Source organism: Flavobacterium poyangense (assembly GCF_011751075.1).
Classification (GTDB): domain Bacteria; phylum Bacteroidota; class Bacteroidia; order Flavobacteriales; family Flavobacteriaceae; genus Flavobacterium; species Flavobacterium poyangense.
The window spans coordinates 1-18,400 of the sequence record NZ_JAALLN010000010.1 but is presented as its reverse complement, the minus strand read 5'-3'; the positions used below and the strand labels follow the sequence as shown (position 1 = coordinate 18,400).

Below are 18,400 nucleotides of genomic sequence, written 5' to 3'. Positions count from 1 at the left end.
ATGAGATACGACCCAATCCCGGTTTCTTTATTCGAGAATAATCGAAAAAGGTTTGCCGATAAAATGCAAAAGAATAGTTTGGCTATTCTTACTTCAAATGATGTAATGCCCAATAATGCAGACGATGTAATGGGTTTTGCGCAAAACAATGATCTGTTTTATTTGTCAGGAATCGAACAGGACGAAACCATATTAGTACTTTATCCCGATGCTTTCAAAGAAGAGAATCGGGCTATTTTGTTTGTAAAAGAAATCAACGAAAGCACACTGCTTTGGGATGGTGATTTTTTGTCAAAAGCAGAAGTTACTTCTATTTCAGGCATCAAAAATGTAAAATGGATTTCAGAGTTTGAAAAGACGCTGCAGCTTTTTGCTTTTGAAGCAGATCTCTTTTATTTAGGACACAATGAGCACATTAAAAGAGTAACTGCCGGAATGCAAACCAGACAAGACCGAATGATTCAATGGTGTAAAGAAAAATACCCATTGCATCAGTACGAACGTGCTGCAAAAATTACCCGTGATTTACGACCAATTAAATCCGATGAAGAAATTGATTTGATTAAAAAGGCAATTGCAATAAGTGTCAAAGGTTTTCAAGGGATTTTAAATACCATTCAGCCCAATATAAAAGAATACGAACTCGAAGCAGAGCTAACGTATGCTTACGTCAAAAATGGAGGAATACGACCTGCATTTAAGCCTATTGTGGCTTCAGGTAAAAATGCCTGTGCACTCCATTACAATACAAACGACAATGTTTGTCGTGAAGGCGAAATGGTATTGGTTGATTTTGGGGTTTGTTATGCCAATTACAATTCAGATACCACACGCTGCGTTCCGGTAAATGGTGTTTTTAGTCCACGTCAGAAAGCAGTTTATGAAGCTGTTTTATATTGTTTAAAAGAAGGATCTAAACTTTTGAAACCCGGAGTTCTGTCTAAGGATTATGAGTTAAAAATGGCAAAATTAATCGAGGCAGAATTGCTTAAACTGGGCTTGATAACGCAAGATGAAATTGCAAATCAAGATCCCGATAATCCCGCTTATAAAAAATACTTCATGCATGGTACTGCTCACCATCTTGGCTTAGATGTGCACGATGTAGGCTTGTATTCCAGACCTTTTGAAAAAGGAATGGTGCTGACTTGTGAACCCGGAATTTATATTCGCGAGGAAGGAATTGGCTGTCGATTAGAAAATGACTATCTTTTGACCGAAGATGGGAATATTAATTTAAGCGAAGCATTGCCTATTGAAATTGCAGACATCGAAAGTTTAATAAAAAATAATAAATAATACTATGAAAAAGTACTTAATACTTGTACTCTTTATTTGTACATCCGCTTTTGCTCAGAGCGATATTGATATAAATAATTTGAATTGGTTGCCTGATTCCCATTCGTTTTGGGTGAACGAAAATAATAATCTGAAAGTTTATGATGTCGATCAACTGGAGAAACAGACTACTATTTTAACTCAAAAACAGTTATCTGAATCCGGTTTTAACGGAGAAATAGAAGAGATTGTATGGAATGCTGCCAAAACCAAAGTATTGTTGTATACCAATTCAAAAAAGGTTTGGAGAGCCAATACAAAAGGAGATTATTGGTTTTTTGATTTAAGCACAGGAAAAGGAAGACAATTAGGTAAAAATCTGGAACAATCGTCGTTGATGTTTGCTAAATTTTCGGGGGACAATGAAAATGTAGCCTATGTTTCGAAGCACAATATTTATCTTGAAAATTTAAAAACTGAAAAAATAACACCATTAACAACTGATGGCACAGATAAAATTATCAACGGAACATTTGATTGGGTGTATGAAGAAGAGTTATCGGCAAGAGACGGATTCAGATGGAGTCCTGACGGAAAGAGTATTGCCTTTTGGCGTGTTGATGCATCAGCAACCAAATTTCATCTTATGATTAACAATACCGATTCGCTATATCCGGTTGTAGTTCCGGTAGAGTATCCAAAAGCAGGAGAGAAACCTTCTTCTGTTAAAATCGGGGTTATTGATATTGCGTCATTGCAAACCAATTGGTTAAATATTCCGGGAGAGCCCGATAATAATTATTTGGCTCGTATGCAATGGCTTACAAACCAATCGGTAATGGTAGTGCAGTTAAATCGCAATCAGAATCAGGCTACTCTTTACAACTGCGATACAAAATCAGGTACAGCTACGGTTGTTTACAAAGAGAAATCAGCTGCTTGGGTAGATGTTTTTGATGTGTCATCCGGAGTATACGATGGTTTTCCTTGTCATTTTGTTGATAATGGAAAAGCCTTTTTATGGAGTTCTGATGCAGATGGCTGGATGCATATTTATAAAATCAGTATTGACGGTAAGAAAAAAGAACTCATTACAACAGCTAATTTTGATGCCTATTTTATGGCATACAATGATAAAACCAAAACGATCTATTTCGAGGCAAGCCCAACAGATGCCACTCAACGTTATTTGTACGAAACGAATCTAAATTCAAAAAAGACAAAAAGAGTAACGCCAGATGTCTTTGACGGTACCAATAAATACAGTTTCTCTACAGATGCGATGTATGCAAAACATATCAATTCTAGTATAAATCGAGACTATAACATACGATTAGTAGCATTGTCGGGACATAAAAAAATATTGCCAAAAGAGGCGGATTCTTTTCAGGCTCCAAGAAGAAAATATTCTTTAGAGAAATTTAAAGTAACTACCGTTGACGGAATAGAGATGGATGGTGTAATGGCAAAACCACTTGATTTTGATCCTTCAAAAAAATACCCGGTGTTTTTTTATGTTTACGGAGAACCAATGGGAGCGGTTGCCAATGACACACCTTATTTTTATACGCTTATTGCCCAGTTAATTCCAAAAGGATATATCGGAATAGCAATGGATAACAGAGGTACACCGGTAATGAAAGGTGCCCAATGGAGAAAATCTATCTATAAGAATATCGGAATCATAAATACCCATGATCAGGCAATGGCTGCCAAAGAAGTTCTAAAATGGAATTTCATTGATCCTGACAGAGTAGCGATTCATGGTTGGAGTGGTGGTGGAGCAGTAACTTTAAATCTGATGTTTCAACATCCTGATATTTACAAAACAGGTATTGCAATTGCAGCTGTTACAGATCAGCATTTTTATGATAATATTTACACAGAACGTTATATGGGGCTTCCGGAGGATAATGAAGCTACTTATATCAAAGCATCTCCTGTAACGCACGCTAAGAACCTAAAAGGTAATTTATTATACATACACGGAACAGGCGATGACAACGTGCATTACAAAAATGCTGAGGTTTTAATCAACGAACTGATTAAACACGATAAAATGTTCGATTTAATGGTTTACCCGAATCGTTCGCATGACATCGATGAAGGAGAAGGAACCAGTAAACATTTAATGGATATTTTTGCGAGATTTATACAAAAAAACTGCCCTCCGGGAGGAAAATAGTATCTCAGAAACAATAAAAGAAAACAGGCTGTCTTACAAGTTGTAGGGGAGCCTGTTTTTTTTTGTTTCAAGTTTCAAGTTTCAGGTTTCAGGTTTCAGGTTTCAAGTTTGAAATCTTGCTGTAAGCGCCACAAAGAACTAAACCTTGTGACCTTAGCGGCTAGTTTTTTAACCGCAAAGCGCGCTAAGGTTTTTCTTTATGTCTAACGTAAAGGTCGCAAAGCTTTGTGGGCAAAAAACTAGGCTTTCTTAGCACATTCTATTTATACCACCAATCATTAAACTATTTGCGCACCTTGCGTAAAACTTTGCGCCCTTTGCGGTTAAACCATTAACTTGAAACTTGAAACTTGAAACCTGAAACAAAGACACCCCCCTTAGAAAATAAAAAACCGCAACTCTTTATCAGAATTGCGGTTTCTAGGTATAAAAAATGGTTGGTTAATAGCGATATTTTTTTTTACAATGATATATCTTTAATTTGAAACTAAAAAATACCCCTGTAACAAAATAAGGTTTTGATGTTAACTATTTAACATAACAGGCATTACCAACATAGTAACAGTTTCACCTTCTTCTAAACCATCAACAGGTGTTAGAATACCGGCTCTGTTTGGTAATGACATTTCCAACATAATCATATCTGATTGTAAGTTAGTCAACATTTCAGTTAAAAAGCGTGAGTTAAAACCAATTTGTAAATCATCTCCCTGATAATCACAAGTCAATCTCTCTTCTGCTTTGTTGGAGTAATCAATATCCTCGGCAGAAACATTCAATTCAGCTCCTGCAATTTTTAAACGAATTTGGTGTGTTGTTTTGTTAGAGAAAATAGCCACACGACGAACAGAACTTAAAAACAAAGAACGATCGATCATTAACTTGTTTGGATTCTCTTTTGGAATTACCGCTTCATAATTAGGGTATTTTCCATCGATCAAACGACACATTAAAATATAGTTGTCAAATGAGAAAGTCGCATTTGAATCGTTGTATTCGATTTTTACCTCTGCATCAGAAGAACCTAAAATACTTTTTAAGATATTCAAAGGTTTCTTTGGCATAATAAAATCAGCCACCTGAGATGCTTTTACATCTGTACGGGCATATTTTACTAATTTATGAGCATCTGTAGCGACGAAAATTAAACCTTCCGGTGAGAATTGAAAGAATACTCCCGACATCACAGGACGTAAATCATCATTACCCGCGGCAAAAATAGTTTTGCTTACTGCTGTTGCCAAAACTTCAGCAGGAACTAAAGTTACCGATGGTTCCTCCAGACTTACCGCTTTTGGAAATTCGTCTCCTGCAGCGTATGCCAAAGCATATTTTCCTGAGTTTGAACTAATTTCTACAGTATTGTTATCCTCAACTGTAAAAGTTAGCGGTTGCTCCGGAAACGTTTTTAAAATTTCAAGCAAAAGTTTAGCTGGCACAGCCACACTACCTTTACTCGTAGAATCGATAGATAAAGTAGCCGACATTGTAGTTTCAAGATCAGAAGCTGAAACGGTCAATTCGTTATTGTCTAGTTCAAATAAAAAGTTGTCTAAAATAGGCAACGTATTGTTACTGTTGATTACACTACCTAAAACTTGCAATTGTTTTAATAAGTACGAACTCGATACTATAAATTTCATCTGTTATATTTTATTTTTTGAGGTGTATTTTAGCTAATAAAGGCTAAATATACGGATTACAAATATATCGTAAACTATCTAAAGTAGTACAATTTTTTTATTAACATCTATTTGCTGTATTTTCTTTTACGGACGTAAGTAAATACAAGTCCGAAAATCAATAAAATTAGAATTGGAAGCCCGATAGTTATGAATTGCGTGCTACTATAATTCGCACTAACTTTTTCTTTATCCAGCAATGGCAGATCAAGATCTTTGCTTCTAATGTTAATAAGTCCGTTATCATCCAGCAAATAATTAATGCAATTCATCATGAAATCTTTGTTGTCGTAAAGTTTTCCGGTACGTTGATCATAACCCAATTCTACAGGCATCATGTTTTTATCCAATTGATTTTTGGCTACATCTCCATCAGAAATAACAATCATTTTAGTTGGCTTTCCTTTGCTTAGAAAAGAACTTTCCTTGAAGGGTAAAACACGGTTTTCAAACGCCGAATGAAACGAACCTTCCAATAAAACGGACAGTGGTAATTCACCTTTATCGACATACTCCTGAGGAGTAGTTTTTTCGCTTACAATATTCAAATTAATCTCAGCCGGAGTTCCAATTATTTTCGAATATTGAGAAGATTGTAATAAAACAGTTTTTTTAATTCCGTTTTTCAAAGTATCAATCGGACTGGCAAAATCAAATCTGATTCCACCTAAGTTTTTTACTATCGGATGCGTGCTTGTCGGATACACTTCCGGAGCATATTTCCATTTAAATTCCTGATATTGGGTAGCGCTCCCTTGTTCGCCGGTAGCTAATTTTATTGGAGTACCGTATTCGTCTTTTACCAAGTCAGGGTTGATTCTGAATCCGTATTTGAAGAACATATCGTTAAGATTCAAATCTCTCGGATACGCCAAAGTAGCACCCGATTGATTGTACAGACTGTCCATTTCTGCAGCAACCTGATCGATTAACCAAAGTGTTTTTCCGCCATTCATAATAAATTGATCCAGCACTTGTTTTTCCTCGTCAGAAAAAGTTTCGGTTGGCTTGGAAATAATGGCTAAATCGTATTTTTTTAAGGCGTCTAAAGTCCCTGTTGGATTTGTAGACACAGAATCTAAGGTAAAAGGACCAATATAATAACTCTCGCGAATCTGCATCAGCATTTTCGCAATATGAATTTCATTTATCTCACCATTACCTTTTATAATAGCAACCTTCTTTTGCTTGTCTTTAGTGATTTTATTGATAGCATCTGCAATCGAATATTCTAAATGCTGAATAGAACCCATCACTTTTTGCTCCGTCGAAGCCCCCATTCTGTTTTTCAATAAAGGAATATTGACTTCCTTATTGTTGTAAACCGCAATGGCCCACGGGAAAACCATCGCCTGAGATTGTTTCCCTTTGTCGTCAACAGTAATGTTTATCGGAGTAAGACCTTTTTGATAAAGCGATTTTATCATATCCATGCTTTCTTCTTTGTTTTCCAGTGGATTTACAAATTCAAAAGCAATATGGTTATTATAGGCTTGAAATTCTTCGAGTAATTGTTTGGTTTCCTGTTGCAAACGTCTGAAATCTGCAGGAAGATCCCCCTGCATATAAATCTTAATCGATAACGGATTCTGAACCTGTTTTACAATGTTTAATGAAGTTTCAGATAAAGTATATCGTTTGTCTTTAGTTAAATCAAATCGATGGAAGAACAGACTTCCAAGAACGTTTAAAACAATTAAAATGAAAACGGTAATACCTAATGTTTTGATATTTTGTTGAGTAGATGCTTTCATTAGGCTTTAAGAGATTTTAATTTATAAACGGTGAAAGACAAAAATAGAACAGTGATACTCAGAAAGTAGATGACATCACGAGTGTCAATTACACCTCGGCTCATACTCTTAAAATGATCCTGCATACCCAATGCCGAAATAACAGGGAAAGAACCCGGAATTAATGTTGCTAAACCTTCAAAACCGAAGTAAAAGATAAAACACAGAAAAACCGAAATGATAAAAGCAACAATCTGATTTTCGGACAGGGTAGAAGTAAAGATCCCGATTGCAGAATAAGAAGCTATTAAAAACAACAATCCGAAATACGAACCAATTGTACTTCCCATGTCAATATTTCCTTCAGGAGCACCTAAAGTTGAGATTACTTTCACATAAACAAAAGTGGGAATTATTGCTAAAACAATTAGAATTAAAGAACCTAAAAACTTCCCGTTTACAATTTCCCAAATCGATAAAGGTTTGGTCAAAAGCAGTTCTAAAGTACCTTGTTTTTTTTCATCCGAAAAACTTCGCATAGTAACTGCCGGAATCAGGAAAATTAAAATCCAGGGTGCTAAAGTAAAAAACGGAGTAAGATCAGCATAACCCGTATTCAGGATATTGTAATCTCCTTCAAAAACCCATAAAAAGAGCCCGTTGCTAATTAAGAAAATACCAATGACCAAATAGCCAATAGGAGACCCAAAAAAGGATTTTATCTCTCGTAAAATGATTGATTTCATGTAACGTTTATATTTGTTTCTTTTGTTTTTGTTTCAAGTTTCTTTTGTTTCAAGTTTCAGGTTATGTATGTCAACTTGAAACCTGAAACTATTCCAGGCTCACCAGCTTATCCACACTCCAGGCCTCCGGTTTTGCGTTGAAGAGTTTTTTGGTAAAACTCCAAACCGAGTCAAAAAGTGCTGATTGACGGTAATTTTCCAGGTCCGCTTCGGTTTCCCAATAACTATAGGTGAAAAAGATGCATTTGTCGTTTTTATCCTGATAGAGTTCTAAAAAACGATTTCCTTCTGCATTTCGTATTTTGTCTTTTATGGATTCAAAATTTTCAAGAAAATCAGAGATTTTATCTTCGTGAAAACTCATTTTTACTATTCGAACAAACATCTTTTTATTATTTTAGATTTTAGATTGCAGATTTTAGATTGAAAATCTGCAATACGCGCGCAAAAATACCAAAAAGGATTGTTCTTTTGTTATAAATTTTGTTCTTCCGAAAAACATTTTTCTAAAAATGGAAAGTTAAATGTGAGATGTAAAATGCGAGATGTAAAATAGCTAATTTCAAAATCAACAATCTATAGTCTAAAATCTAAAATCTGCAATCTAAAATTTAACCGTAATCACATCTCTGTAGTTCAGTCCCAGTAGACTATTGGCGGAACCCACTTTTGAAGGGTTGCTTCTAAAAATGGCAATTTCGAGATAACCGGCTTCATTAAAAATAGCCAGTTTTTCACCTTCATAGGTTTTAATTGGGTATTTGTCAGAGCTTGCTATAGCCGAATAGTTCGGCAAAATGGTTTTGATACTTTTGGGTTTCATTACGATTTCGTACGAACGTCCTTTTGCCACTTCCTTAAATTGTTTTTTGGAAATATTGGTCACTACGTTACCGAAATGATCAATATAAATGACATATCCTTTTATAGAATTACCATCGTTTGCTACTACAGCCTGAAGTTCGGTAACTTCTTTAACGGCTGCTATTTCTTTTCCAATTACATTCAATAAACCTCCTTTTGCAATATGGCAGGCAACCTTTATAAAGATATCCATATCCGTAGATTCAGGCGGAAAACGATCATGAATATTGATAGCAACAATCTTTTGCGGTACAATTTTCTGCGTGAGCATACTTAAGATCCCATTATCAGCACAAATAAAGTAATGGTCGTTCCATTGCATTGCGATATGTTGGTTCTCTTTATTGCGTTCAATATCAACCCCAATCAAGTGTACTGTTCCTTTTGGAAAACTTAAATAAGAAGCGCCGATAACATAACTGGCTTCGGCAGTATTAAATGGGTCGATGTCATGCGAAATATCAATAATTGTGGTCTCTGAAGCCTCAGATAATATTTTACCCTTTATCGAACCAACAAAGTGGTCTTTTAAGCCGTAATCGGTAGTGAGGGTAATTATTGACATCATTTTGTTTATAACTATTGGTAGTTTTTGAATCTAATTTTCATTAAATTTGAGAAATGCAAAGCTAAGAATACTTAGATACAAATTGAAAGAAAGAAAAGACAATTTACAATTTTTAAACTAAGTAAGTGTTATAATAGTGTTAGTCATTAGCTTCCGCTTTCAGTAGATGAAGAAAAAGTAGAGCACGCAGTAAACAGTAAATGATTTTTTGAAGTAATTTTTTACACATTGGAGAATTATGACGGTGAGTGAAAACCGAAACTTTTAAAAATAATGATATTTACCCGACAGCAATTGATTTAAAAACAAACTTAATTTTAATTTAAAACTATCTCATTTGAACGAAAGAATAATCGAGCTAATAGACATCGCGCCAAAAGAGTTTTGGGGCGCTCAGGACAGCCATCTGGAAATCATCAAAAAGTACTATCCAAAGCTTAAAATAGTAGCTAGAGGAACGACTTTGAAAGCATTTGGCGAAAAAGAAGTTTTAGATGAATTCGAAAAAAGATTTCAAAGATTAATGCTGCATTTTACCCGATACAACAACATCGATGACAATGTAATAGAACGCGTAATTATGAGTGATGGTCAGGATGAAAAAAGAGCCTACGATCACGATAAAATACTGGTTCATGGTGTTGGCGGTAAGATTATAAAAGCAATGACACCTAACCAGCAGTTACTGGTAGACACGATTAGAAAAAATGATATGGTGTTTGCAGTAGGACCGGCCGGAACGGGTAAAACCTACACAGGTGTTGCTATGGCTGTAAAAGCACTTAAAGACAAGGAAGTAAAAAGGATTATCCTGACGCGACCGGCTGTAGAAGCAGGAGAAAATCTTGGTTTTCTACCCGGCGATATGAAAGAAAAACTGGATCCTTATATGCAACCGCTTTATGATGCGTTACGTGACATGCTTCCGAACGAAAAGCTCGAGGATTACATTTTAAAAGGAATTATTCAGATTGCGCCATTGGCATTTATGCGTGGACGAACACTTGATAATGCCTTCGTAATTCTGGATGAAGCACAAAACACCACACACTCACAAATGAAAATGTTTCTGACCCGTATGGGAAAAAACGCTAAATTTATGATTACGGGTGATCCCGGACAGGTCGATTTGCCACGCAGAACTATTTCCGGTCTAAAAGAAGCGATACTGGTTCTGAAAGACGTAGAGGGTATAGGAATCATTTATCTGGACGATAAAGATATTGTGCGTCACAGATTAGTCAAAAAGGTAATTGACGCTTATAAACAAATTGAAAATCACGATTAATTTTGTGAGATGTTTTTTGTGAGATGTGAAATGTTTTTTGCATTTGCAATTTTAGGAAATATTCGTTTTGTACCTAATTCTTTTGAAAATGTATAAAACGAATATTTTTTTATCAATAATTTAGCATAAATAATACAATTTAAAGTGACTTCCAAGATCTCGGAATATTAGATCTCTCTGAGTCATTCATATTTAAAGTAAAACTTAGAAACTCAGAATCTTAGTAACTTAGCATCTTTAAAATGAAAGAAGTAGACGATTTTTACGAACGACAAGAAGAATCCGTAAAGGAAGTATTACTGGCATTAAAAGAAATTATCTTAAAACAAGACAAAGACATTACAAATGTTCTTAAATACGGAATGCCCTTTTTTTGTTACAAAGGAAAAATGTTCTGTTATCTGTGGACGCACAAAAAAAGCAAACAACCCTACATCGGAATCGTCGAAGGGAAGCACTTTGAAGAATCGTTTCTAATTCAGGAAGCCCGCTCCAGAATGAAAATAATGCTGTTTGATGTAAATGAGGATTTACCCGTAGAAATAATCGAAAACGTTATTCAAAAAGCCATAAATCTATACAAAACCGGAGTGGTAAAAATCAAAAAGTAGTTTTCAGTGAGCCGAAGAGGTGTTTGGTTAATTGGAAACACTTAAGGTAATTAAAGTAATTGTCGAAAAGTAAGTAGTAACAGTATACGGTAAATAGTAAAAAATCCGTTTTTATCCATGTCTTTGTAAAACAAACCTGTCTCATCCGCGTCCCAAAGCATTCCTTTATTCAATGTGTAGAAATAGTTAAATAAATAATAAACTTAGCTGTTTTTAGGCCGTATAGCCAGTTCTACTTTGTTCATCTAAGCTTTAAGTCGTAAATTTGGAATCAAAATAATAGGCGATTTTTACTATGAACTCAAAACTTAAGAATATAAAAGTTATCGTTACTGATTTAGACGGAACTTTATTAAATCCTCAACATAAAATATCAGATTACACCAAAAGTATTTTTCAGGAACTTCACAATCAAAACTATCTTATCGTGGTAGCCACAGGACGCCATCATATGGACGCTATGGCAATTGTAAACACACTGGAGGTTCCGGTTTATCTGGTGAGTTCAAATGGAGCCAGAATACACTCCCCGGAAAAAGAAGAACTTTTTGCTTTTGATTTAAAAAGTGAAGTAGTAAAAGCAGCTTTAAATGTAGAGATAGATCCTGAAATAACGGTAGTTTTATTCAAAGAAAAGGTTTGGCAGACCAATAAAATTAATGAAAAGTTAAACAGTTTTCAAACCGAATTGAAATACCTTCCGGAATTGGTAGATTTTAAAACACTTGAAGATTTTGGGGCGATAAAAATATTCTTCGCGCACGACAATCATGAAAAATTAGTAGCTTTAAAAGAAGCTATACTGGCAAACGGTTCAAGCGAACTGCATCACGCTTTTAGCCTTCCAACCTGTTTGGAATTTATGGATAAATCGGTAGACAAAGCGGTTGCAATTAGCAAAGTTTTAGAAAAAGAAGGCTTTATGATGCAGGAAGCCGTTTCGTTTGGAGATGGTTTTAACGATGTCCAGATGTTGTCTGCCACCGGAAAAGGTTTGATTATGGGGAACGCGCCGGCCTTGTTAAAAGAAACGTTACCCGATCTGGAAGTCATTAAAACTAATGCAGAAGATGGAGTGGCCAGATATATCGCTTCAAGAATTTTAGATGAAGAATTGGTAACCTCCTAATTTTTCAAAATAAGGAAATCAGTTTTTTGTAAACTGCTGAAAAAAAAAACAGATAAACTGCTCTTAAATTGCAAGTCAATTTGAGAGCAGTTTTTTTAGCTCTAGCCTATACGGGTTAAAGTTTTTCGGTATCAAGTTCAAAAGTTGTTTTCTATCTTAAAAGAGCTCCTGCGGGAAATTTTCTCACGCAGATTTGCTTCACCTGTTCGCTATCGCTCGGGTAGCAGATTCATTTAGATTATTTTATCGAACCGTAAAACAAAAATATCAGCCTGATCTGCAAAATCTGCGTGAAAAAAAAACACGCACTGTTATTATGGCTTGTTCGATAAAAAATTTGAAAAAAGAAGCTTAGCATTTTAAATAATTGGAATTTATTATGCTTAATTCAATGGATTTAGGTGGCAAAAGACAAAAACATTTTTTTAGTAATTTTCAAAGTGTATTTTTGCTATACTAAAAAAAAACTATCATGACCAAAAACATTTTTATCCTCGCCCTTTTAATTTTTTCAATTAAGGGTAGCAGCCAAAATTTAAAGTTAGAAGAAATTATGAAAGGAGACTCTTTCATTGGTAATCAGCCAACAAACGGAAGATGGTCGCTGGACGGAAAAAAAGTGTATTTTGAATGGAATCCAAAAAATGAATTAGGCACCAGTACATATTCATGGCAAAAGGGAGCTGCAAACCCTGTACTTGTAGAACCAAAAGAAGCGGTTTTTTCTAAATTTGATTTTAAAAGAAAACCAACATCCGATATCGCTTACTATACCGATAAAGGAGGTTTGTATTCGTATAACATTAGTTCAAAAGCAATAAAAAAAATATATCAGCAAAATACTCCCATTTTTAATCTTGACTTAGGAAGCCAGGCCGGAGTTGTATTTTTTGAGCAAAACGAAAACATATTTAAATACAATAGTAAAGACGGGACTCTACTGCAAATTACTAATTTTAGTAAAGGCACTAAAAAAGAAAAAACAACTGAAAAAGATTCTTTCTTAAAAAGTCAACAGAAGGAGTTATTTCAATTTATCAATGATAAAGAGGCGAAAAAACAATGGAATCTGGCAAAAAGCAAAGCTGTTAAGTCCGATTTTGCCAAAGAATACTTTTATGGAAAAGATAATTTAGTTGGTCTTAAAGCAAATCCAAATGGGAATTATGCTACTTTCAGTTTAGTAGAGAATGTTGAAGTGAAAGCAGAAAAAATGGAGGTTTTTATAACAGATGACGGTTACAATCAGTCTCCCGATACCAAAGAAAAAGTATCTACAGCTAACTTTGTTAAAACACGTTTTGGTATTTACTCTGTTGCAAAAGACTCTGTTTATTTTGTTAATTTTTCCAAATTAAGTCATATTCAGGACGTTCCGAAATATTATGAGCTTTACGATAATTTAAAGAATAAAGAGAAAGAAGATAAGCTAATTGCGGTTCAGGCACCTGTTTATAACGAAGACGGTTCCTTTGCGATTGCAGAAATAAGAAGTCAGGACAATAAAGACAGATGGATTGTAAGTCTGAATCTGGAGAACGGAACTTTTACCGAAATCGATCATCAACATGATGAAGCGTGGATTGCCGGACCCGGAATTCCATTTTATGTTTTTATGTCCGGGAATCTTGGTTTTCTGGCAGATAATGAAACGGTTTATTTTCAATCTGAAGTAACAGGATATTCGCATTTGTACAGCTACAATTTAAAGACAAATACAAAAAAACAATTGACAAAAGGAAACTGGGAAGTTCGTGACCTGATTTTGTCTAAAGATAAAAAAGCATTTTATTTAACAACCAATACGACACATCCCGGAAATAGAAATTTTTATAAATTAAATGTCGCAGATGGAATTCTACAGCCTATTTTAACAAAAGACGGAGCTCATGAAGTAGTGGTTTCTCCTGATGAAACTACATTGTTGGTTCGTTACTCTTATAAAAATAAACCTTGGGATTTTTATATTGCCGAGAATAAAAAGAATAGTACTTTACAACAAATCTCATCTTCAACATCAGAAGAATTCAAAAAATACCAATGGAGAGAGCCTGAAGTGATTACTTTTAAAGCGCAAGACGGAACTCCGGTATATGCAAGATTGTATACACCAAAAACAGAGAATACCAATAAGGCGGCAATAATTTTTGTGCATGGTGCAGGATACTTACAAAATGCGCATAACTATTGGAGTAATTATTACAGAGAATATATGTTTCACAATTTGCTAACCGATCTGGGGTATACGATTCTGGATATCGATTACAGAGGAAGTGACGGTTACGGAAGGGATTTTAGAACCGGAATCTATCGTTTTATGGGCGGAAAAGATTTGTCCGATCATCTTGACGGTAAAAAATACTTAGTAGATAATTTGGGTATTGATGCTAACAGAGTTGGTATTTATGGAGGTTCTTATGGTGGTTTTATAACTTTAATGGGAATGCTGACCACTCCGGGAGAATTTGCTTCAGGTGCAGCTTTGCGTTCGGTTACAGATTGGGCACACTACAATCACGGTTATACAGGCAATATTTTGAACTTTCCTGAAACAGATCCGGAAGCATTCAAAAAAAGCTCTCCAATTTATTTTGCTGAGAATCTGAAAGGAAATTTACTAATGTTACACGGAATGGTTGACGATAATGTAGAATATAAAGATATCGTACGTTTATCACAGCGTTTTATAGAACTGGAAAAAAAGAACTGGACACTAGCTTCTTTCCCGGTAGAAGCGCACAGTTTTAAAGAAACCTATTCCTGGATTGATGAATACAGCAGAATTCTGAATTTGTTTAATACGACACTTTTGAAAAAATAGCTTGCAGTTACAGTTCTCAGTTGCGGTTTTCAAATTGCGACTGTGGCTGAAAACTGAGACTGAAAACCGAATACTTTTTTTGCGTGCTCTTTTAATTAGTTTTAAATTTGCATCCATAAAACAAAACACAACTAAAGGATAATGAGCAACACAATCACAACTACAGATTTTAATTTCCCGAATCAGAAATCAGTTTATCGCGGAAAAGTTAGAGAAGTTTATAATATTAATGACGAACTTCTGGTAATGGTAGCGACCGATAGACTTTCGGCTTTTGATGTAGTTTTACCAAAGGGAATTCCGTACAAAGGGCAAATTCTGAATCAGATTGCTACAAAGTTTATGGAATTAACGCAGGATATTGTACCAAATTGGTTGATTGCAACTCCGGATCCAAACGTAGCTGTGGGACATTTATGTGATCCTTTTAAAGTAGAAATGGTTATTCGCGGATATCTTTCAGGTCATGCTGCTCGTGAGTATGCTGCAGGAAGAAAGCAAATTTGCGGCGTAACAATGGCGGAAGGTTTAAAAGAGAATGATAAATTTCCTGAGCCAATCATTACTCCAACAACCAAAGCAGATAACGGTTCTCATGATGAAGACATCTCGCGTGAAGCTATTTTGTCAAAAGGGATTGTTTCTGAAGAGGACTATATTGTTTTAGAAAAATATACACGTGCTTTATTCCAAAGAGGTACTGAAATTGCGGCAAGTCGCGGTTTAATTTTAGTTGATACAAAATACGAATTCGGAAAAACAAAAGACGGTGTTATCGTTTTGATTGACGAAATTCATACTCCCGATTCTTCTCGTTATTTTTATGCTGACGGATATCAGGAGAGACAGGAAAAAGGAGAGGAGCAAAAACAATTATCAAAAGAATTTGTACGTCGCTGGTTGATCGAAAATGGTTTTCAAGGTCAGGACGGCCAACAGATTCCTGAAATGACAGATGCTTATATCGAATCGGTTTCAGAAAGATATATTGAGTTATACGAGAACATCTTAGGAGAAAAATTTGTAAAAGCAGATATTAACAACATCGATCAGCGTATTGATAAAAATGTAGTAAGTTATCTTGCCGCTCAATCATAAATAAAATTTCTGTTTCCTTTATTGGAGACGACACTAGTTTTTGTGCAATATAAAAAAACGCAATTCAAATTTTTTGTTGAATTGCGTTTTTTATGTGGTATTAGTTGTATAGTTTTGGATTCCAAGTTTCAAGTTCCAAGTTTCAAGTTTTGCATCTCACAACTCACATCCCACATCTCACATCTCACATCTCACAACTCACAACTCACTTTTTTTTTGCCCCATCATGCAACCACACCCCAATTTTTGTCGTCTATACTAAAGTAGCTAAGAATTCACAATCATCATAATCATCAATCATTTAACAAACAATCAACATGAAAAAATCAGTAATTATTTTAGGAGTAGCCCTAATGGTATTTGTAAGTGAAGCCCGGGCATCCCATTGCAGAGGAACTGTTCAGGATCAAATCGAATTTTCAAGTGATGCAGGAACACCTTTGCATGTAGCTATTTGCAAAGGAGATTTGGAAAGCGTTAAGAGAATCATTGAATATGGCGCTAATGTCAACAAAATAGTAAGAGATATGTCGCCTCTGATGCTTGCAGCCCGATTCAATAAAGTTGAAATCATTAAGGTTTTGCTGTCAAGTGGAGCCAAGCCTAATGTTGAGAATGAAAAAGGCTTTACAGCCCTCGATTACGCTAAATACTGTAATTCAATTGAGGCTATTGCCATTTTAAAAGAGCTGAAATAAAAGTTTTTGAGTTTATTAAGCAACGACCTTCCTGAGCAGAAGGTCGTTTTTTATTGAGCTTATTCTTCCATTTTTGCTTTAAGATTGTCAAGACCTTTTTGTAAATCATTTCCAATCATTTGATCCATCTTCATAAAAGGCAGCATAATATTCATAGGGTAGGGTATAACGCCATTTATACCCCATTTTACTTTAGTCTGATCTGCGGCTAAACTTTCGGTAGACATAAACCCGACAGCCGTATCGTTCATGGGTTCCTTAAATCTAAGAGCAAAATCCAGTCGTTTTCCTTCTGTAATTTTTGTGATTTCCTGTTCACCTACACCAACTTCTTTTACTGTACTTTCCCAGGCCGATATTGCGCCAACACTTCCATCTGTTCCTTTATAAGACAATTTCATTTTTGGATCAATATTGGCCCATACACTAAATTCATTTTGATTTTTTAAATATCTCACATAATTAAAGACGCTGTCGACCGGTTTATGAATGATAATTTCTCTTTCTATAGCATAACTTTTGGGCATAAAGTAAGCTGTAATTAAAACGATCGATAAAACTAAGAGTACAGCAGCCAGAATTCTTTTGATTGTTCCCATTTTTTTTTGGTTTAAAGGTTATTTAAATGATTTGATAATGGTGAATATGATTGGTCAATTACTTTTATTAGCCGTTTTCTTTATAAAAAGAGACAGGGTTATTCTATTTTTTATTTAAGTTTTTTCTTATTTTTTTATTTTTTTTGAAAATAATTCATTTAGATCATTAATGTATGAATTATTGACCAAAAATTTTGTTTTAATTAAAAAAAAGGGTCTTTTTTGAGTATTACTTCAAAGTAAAGTTAAAAAACTAATGTTTTGGTTTTACATTTTTGGGAAAATTTGATATTTATTTTTTAGAAATATTCGTTTTTGTGTAACATTTCTACCTTTGCGGCGTCTTTTATACAGAATTAAATAACAATTGAATTGTATTATTTAGGAATCATTAACAAAATGTTAAGAATTAGTTAAAACATAGTACCTTGTAATACAAAATACCGAAATTATATTTACATTTGTATTAGAATTTAAAAGATCATCAATCATATTTTATCAATCAATTTAACAAACAACACCATTATGAAAAATTCAGTTATTTATTTAGGATTAGCTTTAGTAACATTCGCAAATGTTTCAATCGCTTCAAATCACAAAACAGTTGTGAAAGATCAAATCGTACTATCTATAGACGATGATGCAACACCATTGAATGTTGCTATTAGCAAAGGGGATATTGAAGGAGTGAAAAAATTTATCGAATACGGAGCTAATGTGAACGAAAAGTCAGACGATATGTCTCCTTTAATGACTGCAGCACGTTACAACAAAGTTGAAATTATTAAAGTTTTATTAGCAAGCGGTGCACGTCCGTCTGATAAAAACGAAAAAGGATATACAGCTTTGAAATACGCACAATTATCAAATGCTACAGATGCTATTGCACTTTTAAAAGACTTGAAATAAGAGTTTAAAAAGTTTAAAAGAGTTTTAAGTTAGTTAGAAAACGATCTTCATGAGCAGAGGGTCGTTTTTTTTGTTTAGATTTTTTTTGGGATAAAACGTTAGTTTTGTCATTTCTGTAAAGGTTACTTATTTCGGTAACAGATTTATCATTTCTATTGGTTTCTTTCCATCAATACCTTGATGTGGTCTTT

Annotated in this window: 15 protein-coding genes; 9 read left to right on the top strand and 6 right to left on the bottom strand. The window is 34.6% G+C overall.

What is annotated here, in order from left to right; all coding sequences use genetic code 11:
• Together G3A47_RS15425 and G3A47_RS15420 are read left to right on the top strand one after the other, a co-directional pair.
• A complete protein-coding gene (locus G3A47_RS15425; RefSeq protein ID WP_166923891.1) occupies positions 1-1,299 on the top strand; it encodes an aminopeptidase P family protein in 1,299 nt (432 codons plus the stop codon).
• A 4-nt stretch (positions 1,300-1,303) separates the two neighbouring features.
• Complete coding sequence (locus tag G3A47_RS15420; protein WP_166923889.1) at positions 1,304-3,463, top strand: S9 family peptidase; 2,160 nt, start codon at positions 1,304-1,306, stop codon at positions 3,461-3,463.
• Positions 3,464-3,987: 524 nt separating this feature from the next.
• Here the strand turns inward: G3A47_RS15420 and dnaN are convergent.
• The 5 genes from dnaN to G3A47_RS15395 all read right to left on the bottom strand — a co-directional run bounded on the left by dnaN (position 3,988) and on the right by G3A47_RS15395 (position 9,053).
• Entirely contained in the window at positions 3,988-5,106 is a 1,119-nt protein-coding gene (dnaN, locus tag G3A47_RS15415) for a DNA polymerase III subunit beta (RefSeq protein ID WP_166923887.1), read from the bottom strand.
• 107 nt (positions 5,107-5,213) lie between these two features.
• Positions 5,214-6,899, bottom strand: a complete 1,686-nt coding sequence (gldG, locus tag G3A47_RS15410) for a gliding motility-associated ABC transporter substrate-binding protein GldG (RefSeq protein ID WP_166923885.1) — start codon at positions 6,897-6,899, stop codon at positions 5,214-5,216.
• On the bottom strand, positions 6,899-7,624 hold the full coding sequence (gene gldF, locus G3A47_RS15405) for a gliding motility-associated ABC transporter permease subunit GldF (protein ID WP_166923883.1): 726 nt from the start codon (positions 7,622-7,624) through the stop codon (positions 6,899-6,901). Before gldF ends, gldG begins: the two co-directional genes overlap by 1 nt.
• Positions 7,625-7,712: 88 nt before the next feature.
• The gene (locus G3A47_RS15400; protein ID WP_166923881.1) at positions 7,713-8,009 is read right to left on the bottom strand and encodes a putative quinol monooxygenase; all 297 of its coding nucleotides are present in this window, start codon (positions 8,007-8,009) and stop codon (positions 7,713-7,715) included.
• 219 nt (positions 8,010-8,228) lie between these two features.
• Positions 8,229-9,053 carry an SAM hydrolase/SAM-dependent halogenase family protein gene (locus G3A47_RS15395; RefSeq protein WP_166924081.1) on the bottom strand — a complete coding sequence of 275 codons (825 nt, stop codon included), beginning with the start codon at positions 9,051-9,053 and terminating at the stop codon, positions 8,229-8,231.
• A 340-nt stretch (positions 9,054-9,393) separates the two neighbouring features.
• Here G3A47_RS15395 and G3A47_RS15390 point away from each other — a divergent pair, with 340 nt between their 5' ends.
• The 6 genes from G3A47_RS15390 (at position 9,394) to G3A47_RS15365 (ending at position 16,701) form a co-directional block, all read left to right on the top strand.
• Positions 9,394-10,344, top strand: a complete 951-nt coding sequence (locus G3A47_RS15390; protein WP_166923879.1) for a PhoH family protein — start codon at positions 9,394-9,396, stop codon at positions 10,342-10,344.
• 242 nt (positions 10,345-10,586) lie between these two features.
• Positions 10,587-10,955, top strand: a complete 369-nt coding sequence (locus tag G3A47_RS15385) for a DUF1801 domain-containing protein (RefSeq protein WP_166923877.1) — start codon at positions 10,587-10,589, stop codon at positions 10,953-10,955.
• 295 nt (positions 10,956-11,250) lie between these two features.
• Positions 11,251-12,084, top strand: a complete 834-nt coding sequence (locus G3A47_RS15380; RefSeq protein ID WP_166923875.1) for a Cof-type HAD-IIB family hydrolase — start codon at positions 11,251-11,253, stop codon at positions 12,082-12,084.
• A 472-nt stretch (positions 12,085-12,556) separates the two neighbouring features.
• Entirely contained in the window at positions 12,557-14,905 is a 2,349-nt protein-coding gene (locus G3A47_RS15375) for a S9 family peptidase (protein WP_166923873.1), read from the top strand.
• Between the two features lie 141 nt (positions 14,906-15,046).
• Positions 15,047-16,003 (top strand): phosphoribosylaminoimidazolesuccinocarboxamide synthase, encoded by a 957-nt coding sequence (locus G3A47_RS15370; RefSeq protein WP_166923871.1) that lies wholly within the window; start codon positions 15,047-15,049, stop codon positions 16,001-16,003.
• A 317-nt stretch (positions 16,004-16,320) separates the two neighbouring features.
• Positions 16,321-16,701, top strand: a complete 381-nt coding sequence (locus G3A47_RS15365) for an ankyrin repeat domain-containing protein (RefSeq protein ID WP_166923869.1) — start codon at positions 16,321-16,323, stop codon at positions 16,699-16,701.
• A 59-nt stretch (positions 16,702-16,760) separates the two neighbouring features.
• Here the strand turns inward: G3A47_RS15365 and G3A47_RS15360 are convergent, their stop codons facing one another.
• Positions 16,761-17,300: an SRPBCC family protein gene (locus tag G3A47_RS15360; protein ID WP_166923867.1), complete on the bottom strand. Its 540-nt coding sequence runs from the start codon at positions 17,298-17,300 to the stop codon at positions 16,761-16,763.
• 525 nt (positions 17,301-17,825) lie between these two features.
• Between G3A47_RS15360 and G3A47_RS15355 the strand changes: the two genes are divergently transcribed.
• The gene (locus G3A47_RS15355; protein ID WP_166923865.1) at positions 17,826-18,209 is read left to right on the top strand and encodes an ankyrin repeat domain-containing protein; all 384 of its coding nucleotides are present in this window, start codon (positions 17,826-17,828) and stop codon (positions 18,207-18,209) included.
• Positions 18,210-18,400 lie beyond the last annotated feature (191 nt).